Origin of the sequence: Shinella lacus, from assembly GCF_010994755.1 — a bacterium.
GTDB lineage: Bacteria > Pseudomonadota > Alphaproteobacteria > Rhizobiales > Rhizobiaceae > Shinella > Shinella lacus.
In genome coordinates this window covers 100,923-111,047 of the sequence record NZ_WHSB02000019.1, presented here as the reverse complement: position 1 = coordinate 111,047, position 10,125 = coordinate 100,923, and the positions used below count along the sequence as shown (strand labels likewise).

The following is a 10,125-nucleotide window of genomic DNA, read 5'->3' as shown; positions in this document are numbered from 1 at the left end:
GCGACATGCTGGCCCGCTTCAACCGGAAAACAAAGCGCGCCTCAAAGACACTCGAAATGCTCCAGATCACACTCGACATCTTCCTCGCAAGAAAACGCCTCGCGAGTCCAACATGAACACTCCCCCTGGCAAGGGCCTCGACCGCCGGCTCGACTGGCGCGACATGTACGGAACCGGCAAGCTCTTCATCACCATCAGGCGGGATTACAGCGGCTTTACCGGAAAATGGCAGGATCAGACCGGCTCACCGAACGAATTGTGGGACGGCGTGCGCTGCTAGGCGACACGCCCCATGGTGAGCGCAATCTGGTAAAGCGCGATGCCACTCGCCGTCGCGACATTGAGGCTGTCCAGCCCCGGCCGTTGCGGAATGCGCGCCGTGCGGAAGGAGGACAGGATGGTTTCCGGCAACCCCTCGCCTTCCGTGCCGAGCACCAGCGCGATGCGCCGCGCCGCCGGGATTTCCCCCACCGGCACCGCACCGCGCGGCGAAAGACCCCAGATCTCGTAGCCCGCCTCGGCCAGGCCCCGCAGCATCGCCTCGGCAGCGAGCCCGCGGGAAAACGGCACTGTCAGCACGGAGCCGACGGAAACCCGGATCGCCTTGCGGTAAAGCGGATCGCAGCTCGTCTCGTCTAGAAACACCGCATCCGCGCCGAAGGCGGCGGCATTGCGGAAGATCGAGCCGACATTGTCATGGTTGGAGAGGCCGCAGCCGGCGAGCACAAGGCTCGTTTCCGGCAGTGATGGCAGCAGCGCCGCCGCCTGCGCCGGCTTGCGGCCGAGCGCCAGCACGCCGCGATGCATGTTGAACCCGGCAATCGCATCGAAGACGGGCGCCGCGGCGACATAGACCGGCACGGTCTCCGGAAAGGAGGCGAGCACCTCGGCGACGCCCGCGACACGGCTTTCAAGAAGCAGGATTGCCTCCGCGGCAAAGCCGTTTTGCCGCGCCGGCGCGCTGCCGAGCATGCGCAGCACCACCGTGCCCTCGGCAATGAACAGGCCGTCGCGGCCCGTGAGATCGCGCTCGCGGATCGAGACGAAGCCAGCGATGCGCGGATCGCCAGCATCGTCGATACGGAGCGGTTCGGCCGCCATGGCGGATCAGTTGCCCTTGACGTCGATCTCGGCGACGATGCGGCTTGCCGCGATGTCGAAGAGGAAGGCCTTGCGCACGCCGTCCGCCATCACGCCGTAGAATAGGATCTGGCCGGCCGACTGCGACACGGCAGAGACGGCGAAACCATCGGGCAGCGTCGCGGTCGCCTTGACCGGCGCATCGCTCGGCACGGCAACGCCGCCGGCGACGGCCGCTTCCGGCTTGCTTTCGCGCGTGTTGATCTTGTAGACAATGGCCGCAAGCACCGCCATGAACATCAAAAGCATGATGCCGCCCGAGACCAGTTGCAGGCGCATCATCTTGCGACGGACGTTTTCCATCACCGGGTCGAGCGGCTTGTCTTCCTGATCGTCGTTTTCGATGTTGGACATGGCAAGGCGACCTTCCGGCAATGAGCTGAGTTGAACGATGACCGACCCCTTTAAAGAAGCCGAGGCGACAAGAAAAGTCCTGACGGTGCCGGAAGACGCCGAAGGACGCATCGACGCCTGGCTTGCGGCCACGCTTGCGGGCGATTTTTCGCGCAATCGCATCAAGGCGCTGATCGAGGAAGGGGCCGTGCTGGTCAACGGAACGGCGGTCGGCGAGCCGAAGCGCAAAGTCCATCCCGGCGACCGCGTCGAGATCGCCCTGCCGGAACCGCGCGATCCCGAGCCGCAGGCCGAGGACATCCCGATCGACGTGCTCTACGAGGATGACGACCTGATCGTGCTGGTGAAACCGGCTGGCCTCGTCGTGCATCCCGGCGCCGGAAACTGGACCGGCACGCTGGTCAACGCGCTCATTCACCATTGCGGCAAAACCCTTTCCGGGATCGGCGGCGTGCGCCGTCCGGGCATCGTGCACCGGCTCGACAAGGAGACGAGCGGCGTCATGGTCGTCGCCAAGAATGACGCCGCGCACCGACACCTCTCCGACCAGTTCGCCGACCACGGCCGCACCGGCCCGCTGGAGCGCGCCTACCAGGCGGTCGTCTGGGGCCGCCCCCGCCAGCTGAAGGGCACGATCGACGCACCGCTCGGCCGCGGCAACGACCGCACCAAGCGCGCCGTGAAGCGCGAGGACGCCGATGACGCCCGCGAGGCCATCACCCATTACGAAGTGGTGGAACGCTATGGCGAAACCCCCGATGCCACCAGCCTCGCCTCCCTCGTGGAATGCCATCTGGAAACCGGCCGCACGCACCAGATTCGCGTGCACATGGCGCACATCGGCCACCCGCTGGTCGGCGACCCGGAATATGGCGCCGCCTTCAAGACCAAGGCGAACCGCCTGCCGGACGAGGCGCGCAACGTCGTCAACGGTTTCCGCCGGCAGGCGCTGCACGCCTTCATGCTGCAGTTCGAGCATCCCGCCACCGGCGAGACCATGCATTTCGAAGCGCCGCCGCCGGAGGATCTCGAACGACTGATTTTGGCGCTGCGCGCAGTGGAAAATACCACCAAGCCTTGATTTCCGGGTACAAAACCCCACCTTGGGAATGTATCGAAAAATCCGCTTCGCCCGGCCCGCTTTCACGTATCCGTGAAACTCGCGGACGCTTGAACCATTGTTTCGCCATACCTATCTGTACACTCAGTGGGGTCGCCATGACCCACTGGGGAGCATGGTTGCTGACGGGGATCCGGTTTCAGAGGATCGTGCTCCGTACCAAGGCTTGCCGAATGGAAGCCGCTTCAGAAAGGGGTGCTGAATGGCCCGCAATACGCTGCCGTCGATCACGGCCGGAGAAGGTGGTCTCAACCGCTATCTCGATGAAATCCGCAAGTTTCCAATGCTTGAGCCGCAGCAGGAATACATGCTCGCCAAGCGTTACCAGGAGCACGGCGACCGCACCGCGGCGCATGAGCTCGTCACCAGCCATCTCCGGCTCGTGGCCAAGATCGCCATGGGCTATCGCGGCTACGGCCTGCCGATCGGCGAAGTCGTTTCCGAGGGCAATGTCGGCCTGATGCAGGCCGTCAAGAAGTTCGACCCGGAACGCGGCTTCCGTCTGGCGACCTATGCCATGTGGTGGATCAAGGCTTCGATCCAGGAATATATCCTGCGTTCGTGGTCGCTGGTGAAGATGGGCACGACTGCCAACCAGAAGCGCCTGTTCTTCAACCTGCGCCGCATGAAAAGCAAGATCCAGGCGATCAACGACGGCGATCTGAAGCCCGACCAGGTCAAGGAAATCGCGACCAAGCTGAAGGTTTCGGAAGACGAAGTCGTCTCGATGAACCAGCGCCTCACCGGCGATGCGTCGCTCAACGCGCCCATCAAGGCCGGCGAAGGCGAATCCGGCCAGTGGCAGGATTGGCTCGTCGACGACCATGACAGCCAGGAACAGACGCTGATCGAGCAGGACGAGCTGGGCACCCGCCGCGCCATGCTGGCGCGCGCCATGGGCGTGCTGAACGACCGCGAACGCCGCATCTTCGAGGCCCGCCGCCTCGCGGAGGATCCGGTGACGCTGGAAGAACTGTCGTCCGAGTTCGACATCAGCCGCGAGCGCGTGCGCCAGATCGAGGTCCGCGCCTTCGAGAAGGTGCAGGAAGCCGTGCAGAAATACGCGGCCGAACAGGCCCGCGCCGTGCGCGTCATCGAAGACGCCTGAGGCGAAGCGATAGTCCAAACGAAAAGGCCCGGCATCGCTGCCGGGCCTTTTTTGTTGTGAGAAGCGAACGGCCTTACTGGCTGCCGGCGGCGCCGAGCGTCGCCCAGGCCTTCATCACAGTGTCGAAGGCTTCCGTGCCCGCCGTGCCCTTGTCGAGCGTCATCAGCGCGCGCCGGCCGTTGCGGTAGGTGATAGGAATGTCGATCCAGCTACGCGTGCGCAACAGTTCGGTGTTCTTGGCGATCGCCTCCGGGAAGTCGTTGAGCGCGATCATGTGGAAGTCGTCGGTGATCTTCGCCGGCACCGCGATCAGCGCATCGCCGCGGTCCTGCTCGGTCCGCTTCATCGCCACGCGCTGCACGCTCTCGATGCCGCCGCCTTCGAAATTCTCCGGCAGCGAGAAGACGAGCTCGACGAGATGGCTTGCCGGCAGGGACCGGTCGCCGTTGCGGCGGAAGGTGATCAGCGCGGTCAGGCCCTTGGAGGGCACGTTGATCTGCGCGCGCACCACCGGCTCGGCCTTGGCCTCGCCGCCCGGCGATTCTTCCGCGCTCGACCAGGCGACCGTGCCTTCGATCGCCGTCGGCGCCGTCTGGCCGAGGCGCTCCTCATAGAGGAACATTTTCTGCGTAACGCCGATGGCGGCCGGCTGCTCGCCGGTGGTCGCGGGTGTCTGCGTGTCCGTCGTGGTCGCGGTGCCGGTGGTGCCGGCCGGCGTCTGCGTCGTGCCGTCCGTCGTGGTCGTCCCGGTGCCGGTGGTGCCGGCAGCGGCCGCGCCGTCCTCGGTCACCACACCTGCGGTTTCCGTCGACTGGGCGGCAACGGACTTGCCCTCTTCCGGCGTTGCGCCGTCCAGCGCTGCTGCCGGGCCTTCGTCGACTTCGGTGCCATCCGTCAGCAGGCGCTGGGTGAACTTGCCGTTGCCCGTCGGCGTGGCGGAGGCCACCTCGGTGTTCGGCGTGGTCGTGCCGGCGGCATTGTCCGTCGTCTCGGCCGTGTCGGCCGGCGTGGTGTTGGCCGGCAGGTTGCGGCCGCCTTCGGCGGTGTCGTTGGTCTGCTGCTGGGTTTCGGCCGGCGTCTCGGTCGAAGGCGCGGTGAACGAGGCGATACGCTCGTTGACCCAGCCGTTGACGGTATCGCGGTTGAACCAGTAGCCGGCACCCACACCGCCGACGATAGCGATGAGCGCGATCACGGCGGCAAGCGCGCCAAGATTGATACGCGACTTGCGCGGCTCGGCGCGGAAGGAGCGCTGCGGCGCGCGGGCCGGCTCGAAAGCGGGCGTGGACGATGCGGCTTCGGCAGTGGTGGCCGCCGCCACGGTGGATGCGGCAGCGACGCCAGCCTTCGGCGTATGGCCGAGAAGGTCGTCGAGATCGCCCCATTCCGGGCTCTTGGCGGTTTTTTCGCGCTCGGCTTCCGGCTGGGCAGCCTTGTCGTCCGGCCAGTCCCAGGCGAGCGGATCGCTGGCAACCGCCGGCGTCGGCTCGTGTTGCTCCACCTCGACCGCGACGGGGGCGGCCTCGTTCCAGTTCCACTGGGCTTCCGCCGAGGGCATGCGGGCATCCGCGACCGGCTCGGCTTCGGGCAGCTTCTCGTCGTGGACCGGGTAGACCCGGGCCTCCGGCTCCACGGCCGCGACGGTCTCCACCGCTTCGGCTTCCACGGGGCGATCCGGCTCCGGCTCCTGCCAGGAAGGCACGTAATCGTCGGCGGGCGCGGCCTCGACATGCCAGGACGGCTCGCTATGCGCCTCGGCTGCAACCGGCTGCGGCTCGTCCGCGACGCGCTCTTCCTCGACAACCGGCTCGGGCTCGACGGGGGTTTCGGCAACCGGCTCGTCTTCGATCACCGGCTCGACCGGCACGGCCTCGTGGACATGCTCGACCGGTTCGTTGTGCTGCTCCGGTTCGGCTTCCGCGACCACCTCTTCCGGCTCGTCGACGGGGACGGGTTCTTCCGCCACCGGCTCCGGCTGGACGACATCCTCGACGGGTTCCGGTGCAACATCGTCGGCGGGAAGCGCCTCGGCATGGTCGATCTCGACGCTGTCGATCGCCGCTTCGAGCTTGTCGAGCTGACGTTTCACCAGGTCATCGGAAGGGCGCGGGTTCATGGATTCGAGTTGCCGGCGCACAGCACCGCGCGCCTTCTCGTAAACCTTCTGCCGCATCTCGGCATTATTGTCCGAGAGGCCGTCCACGGCCCTCCGAATGACTGCTACAAAATCCGCCATCAGAACTTTCCGTCGTGTCCGCTCGCTATCTCATTGGAATACGTCACGGAACTGGTGTTGAGCTTGAGATTAGTCCTCAAACGGGTCGGTCACAAGTATCGTGTCCTCCCGCTCCGGACTGGTCGAAAGCAGGGCGACGGGCGCGCCGATCAGCTCTTCGACCTGTCGTACATATTTGATTGCCTGGGCCGGCAGGTCCGCCCAGCTGCGCGCGCCGACCGTCGATTCCTTCCAGCCTTCGAGCGTGATATAGACCGGCTCGACGCGGGCCTGCTGGCCCTGGCTTGCCGGAAGATAGTCGATTTCCTTGCCGTCGAGCTTGTAGGCGACGCAGATCTTCAACTCGTCGAGACCATCCAAAACGTCGAGCTTCGTGAGCGCGATGCCCGTGATGCCGGAGGTCTTCACGGTCTGGCGCACGAGAACCGAATCGAACCAGCCGCAGCGGCGCGGACGGCCGGTATTGACGCCGACTTCGCGGCCGACGGTCGAAAGGTGCTTGCCGATCTCGTCGTCGAGCTCGCACGGGAACGGCCCCTCGCCAACGCGGGTCGTGTAGGCCTTGGTGATGCCGAGCACATAACCGATCGCCGTCGGGCCGAGGCCGGAGCCGGCAGCGGCCTGACCCGCGACCGTGTTGGACGAGGTCACGAAGGGATAGGTGCCGTGGTCGTTGTCGAGCAGCGCGCCCTGCGCTCCTTCGAAGAGGATGCGGGAACCGGCCTTGCGGTGATCGTCGAGGATGCGCCAGACCTGGTCGACATAAGGCAGCACCCGGTCGGCGACTTCCATCAGTTCCTTCTCGATCGATTCCACCGAGATTTCCGCCAGGCCGAGGCCGCGGCGCAGCGCGTTGTGATGGGTCAGCAGCCGGTCGATCTTCGCCGGCAGCGCGTCCCTGTCGGCCAGATCGATGGCGCGGATGGCGCGGCGGCCGACCTTGTCTTCATAGGCGGGGCCGATGCCGCGCCGTGTCGTGCCGATCTTCGTGCCGCTGTTGGAGGCGGCATCTTCACGGAAACCGTCCAGATCACGGTGCAGGGACAGGATGAGCGGTGCGTTGTCGGCAATGCGCAGGATTTCCGGCGTGATGTTCACGCCTTGGGCGCGCAGCTTCTCGATTTCGGCGACGAAGTGATGGGGATCGACGACGACGCCGTTGCCAATGACGCTGAGCTTGCCGCGCACGAGGCCAGACGGCAGCAGCGCCAGCTTGTAGCTGACACCATCGATAACCAGGGTATGACCCGCATTGTGGCCGCCCTGATAGCGGACGATGACATCCGCGCGTTCGGAAAGCCAGTCGACAATCTTGCCCTTGCCTTCGTCACCCCATTGCGATCCGACCACCACGACGTTCGTCATTTCATCTTTCCCGTATTCGCAAGCGGATAGCCGCGTGCCTGACACAAACCCGCGCATCTATACTGTGTTGTCTTTGGGAATGCGACCCTGTTATGACGGCCACAATCCGCTTTTTACATGACATTCCGCGCTTTTTCGCCTTATGTGGGCCGCCTGCCGACGCACCCCGCGCCCTTCCCTCCACCGTCCGGATCACCCCGCCTTGAACAGCAGAGCCTATTTCTATCTCAGCGTCACCGCCCTTTTCTGGGGCGCGAACTCGGTGGCGGGCAAACTGGCGGTCGGCCATGTCAGCCCGATGGTGCTGACGACCTATCGCTGGATCGTCGCGCTCATCATCATCCTCGCCTTCATGATGCCGCAGGTGAAGCGCGACTGGCCGATGATCCGCAAGCACTGGCTCCAGCTTCTGCTCTACGGCATCTTCGGCTTCACGGCCTTCAATGCCCTGCTCTACACCGCGCTCGGCTATACCAGCGCCATCAATGCCGTCATCGAGCAGGCCGGCATTCCCATGCTGATCTTCGTCTTCAACTTCGTGCTGTTCCGCATCCAGGCCTCCATCGCCCAGATCATCGGCTTCAGCGTCACGCTCATCGGCGTGCTTGTAACAGCCGCTCATGGCGAATTCTCGGCACTGGCGGAGCTGGAATTCAACTTCGGCGATGCGCTGATGCTTTGCGCGGCCATCGTCTACGCCGCCTATACCGTGTCGCTGCGCTGGAAGCCGGAGTTGCACTGGCAGAGTTTCATTGCCGCCCCCGCCTTCGGCGCGCTCTTGAGCGCCATTCCGCTGTTCTTCTGGGAACTGTCGCGTGGTGCTGCGATCTTCCCGGATACGACGGGCTGGGCGATCGTGCTCTATGCCGGCATCTTCCCGTCGCTGCTCTCGCAGGTGCTTTACGTGCGCGGCGTCGAGATGATCGGCGCCAACCGGGCCGGCCTCTTCATCAACGCCATCCCCGTCTTCGGCACCATTCTCTCCGTGCTGCTGATCGGCGAGACGCTCTACTCCTTCCACGTCGTCGCCCTCCTCCTCGTGCTCGGCGGCATCGCCATTGCCGAGTGGGGCCGGCCGAAGGACAACAAAAAACCCGCCGGATGAGCCGGCGGGTTTCTTTTCGTCTTGGGAGGACGAAGTTTAGTCGACGTTGAAGACCAGCGACTTGACCTGGCGGATCGCGTCGTTGGTGCGCAGCTTGTTCAGCACATCGTCGGAGAGGGCGGCATCGACATAGAGCAGCGCGATCGCATCGCCGCCCTGCTTGTCGCGGCCAAGCTGGAAGTTCGCAATGTTGACGCCGGCCGCACCGAGCGTCGTGCCGATGAAGCCGATCATGCCGGGAACGTCCGTGTTGGTGATGTAGACCATGTGGTTGCCCACATCAGCGTCGAGGTTGATGCCCTTGATCTGGATGAACCGCGGCTTGCCATCGGAGAAGACGGTGCCGGCGATCGACCGCGTCTGGTTCTCCGTCTTGACGGTCAGGCGGATGTAGCCGTCGAAGACGCCCGACTTGTCGCGCTTGACCTCGGACAGGATGACGCCCTTTTCCTTGATCATGACCGGCGCCGAAACCATGTTGACGTCGGAAACCTGGGTGCGGATGAGACCGGCAAGTGCAGCACTCGTCAGCGCCTTGGTGTTCATCGTCGCGGTCGCGCCGTCGTAGAGGATCTCGATTTCCTTGATCGCGCTTTCCGTGACCTGGCCGACGAAGGCGCCGAGCACGTCGGCAAGCCGGATGAACGGCTTCAGGATCGGCGCTTCCTCGGCGGTGATCGATGGCATGTTGATGGCGTTGGAAACGGCACCACGCACCAGGTAATCCGACATCTGTTCGGCGACTTGCAGGGCGACATTCTCCTGCGCTTCCGTGGTCGACGCGCCGAGATGCGGCGTGCAGACGACGTTCGGCAGGCCGAAGAGCGGGCTTTCCTTGGCGGGTTCGACTTCGAAGACGTCGAAGCCGGCGCCGGCGACCTTGCCGGACTTCAGCGCTTCGGCGAGATCCGCCTCGACGACGAGGCCGCCGCGGGCGCAGTTCACGATGCGCACGCCGTCCTTCATCTTGGCGATCGCCGCCGCATCGATGATGTTGCGGGTCTTGTCCGTCAGCGGCACGTGCATGGTGATGAAATCGGCCTCGGCGAACAGTTCGTCGAGCTCGACCTTCTTCACGCCCATTTCCTCGGCGCGCTCCTTGGAGAGGAACGGGTCATAGGCGATGACGTGCATCTTGAGGCCTATGGCGCGCGAGCAGACGATCGAGCCGATATTGCCGGCGCCGATGACGCCGAGCGTCTTGCCGGTGATCTCGACGCCCATGAACTTCGACTTCTCCCACTTGCCGGCCTGCGTGGAGGTGTCGGCAGCGGGAAGCTGGCGGGCGACGGCGAACATCAGGGCGATGGCGTGTTCCGCCGTGGTGATCGAGTTCCCGAACGGCGTGTTCATGACGATGATGCCGCGGCGCGAGGCGGCCGGGATATCGACATTGTCGACGCCGATGCCGGCGCGGCCGATGACCTTGAGGTTGGTCGCCGCCGCGATCAGCTTTTCCGTCGCCTTGGTGGCGGAGCGGATAGCGAGGCCGTCATAGTTGCCGATGATTTCGGCGAGCTTGTCCTTGTCCTTGCCGAGCTGCGGCTGGAAATCGACATCGACGCCGCGATCGCGAAAGATCTGGACGGCGGTTTCCGACAGTTCATCGGATACGAGTACGCGAGGTGCCATGGGAGGCCTCCTTCAATTGAGTCTAGGGAGATGAGATCAAAGGTGGCTTCGCCCAGAGGACGAAG

9 protein-coding genes are annotated in these 10,125 nt (G+C 64.7%); 4 read left to right on the top strand and 5 right to left on the bottom strand.

The genetic code is table 11. The features are described from left to right. The first annotated feature begins 112 nt into the window (after positions 1 to 112). The gene (locus GB927_RS30635) at positions 113 to 280 is read left to right on the top strand and encodes a hypothetical protein (protein ID WP_256121014.1); all 168 of its coding nucleotides are present in this window, start codon (positions 113 to 115) and stop codon (positions 278 to 280) included. Here the strand turns inward: GB927_RS30635 and GB927_RS30630 are convergent. Then, positions 277 to 1,101: a TrmH family RNA methyltransferase gene (locus GB927_RS30630; RefSeq protein WP_256121013.1), complete on the bottom strand. Its 825-nt coding sequence runs from the start codon at positions 1,099 to 1,101 to the stop codon at positions 277 to 279. The two genes, GB927_RS30635 and GB927_RS30630, sit on opposite strands and share 4 nt — an antisense overlap. A 6-nt stretch (positions 1,102 to 1,107) precedes the next feature. Then, a complete protein-coding gene (locus tag GB927_RS30625; protein WP_256121012.1) occupies positions 1,108 to 1,494 on the bottom strand; it encodes a hypothetical protein in 387 nt (128 codons plus the stop codon). Positions 1,495 to 1,531: 37 nt separating this feature from the next. On the opposite strand from GB927_RS30625, the gene GB927_RS30620 reads away from it, so the two are divergent. After that, entirely contained in the window at positions 1,532 to 2,575 is a 1,044-nt protein-coding gene (locus GB927_RS30620; RefSeq protein ID WP_256121011.1) for an RluA family pseudouridine synthase, read from the top strand. 241 nt (positions 2,576 to 2,816) lie between these two features. Further along, entirely contained in the window at positions 2,817 to 3,722 is a 906-nt protein-coding gene (gene rpoH / locus GB927_RS30615; RefSeq protein ID WP_256121010.1) for an RNA polymerase sigma factor RpoH, read from the top strand. Between the two features lie 73 nt (positions 3,723 to 3,795). Here rpoH and GB927_RS30610 read toward each other — a convergent pair whose 3' ends face one another. Then, on the bottom strand, positions 3,796 to 5,958 hold the full coding sequence (locus GB927_RS30610) for a hypothetical protein (RefSeq protein ID WP_256121009.1): 2,163 nt from the start codon (positions 5,956 to 5,958) through the stop codon (positions 3,796 to 3,798). Between the two features lie 69 nt (positions 5,959 to 6,027). Next, positions 6,028 to 7,323 carry an adenylosuccinate synthase gene (locus GB927_RS30605; RefSeq protein ID WP_256121008.1) on the bottom strand — a complete coding sequence of 432 codons (1,296 nt, stop codon included), beginning with the start codon at positions 7,321 to 7,323 and terminating at the stop codon, positions 6,028 to 6,030. Positions 7,324 to 7,525: 202 nt separating this feature from the next. On the opposite strand from GB927_RS30605, the gene GB927_RS30600 reads away from it, so the two are divergent. Further along, entirely contained in the window at positions 7,526 to 8,428 is a 903-nt protein-coding gene (locus GB927_RS30600) for a DMT family transporter (protein ID WP_256121007.1), read from the top strand. Between the two features lie 36 nt (positions 8,429 to 8,464). On the opposite strand, the gene serA is transcribed toward GB927_RS30600, so the two are convergent. After that, positions 8,465 to 10,060: a phosphoglycerate dehydrogenase gene (serA, locus tag GB927_RS30595; protein WP_256121006.1), complete on the bottom strand. Its 1,596-nt coding sequence runs from the start codon at positions 10,058 to 10,060 to the stop codon at positions 8,465 to 8,467. Between the last annotated feature and the right edge of the window lie 65 nt (positions 10,061 to 10,125).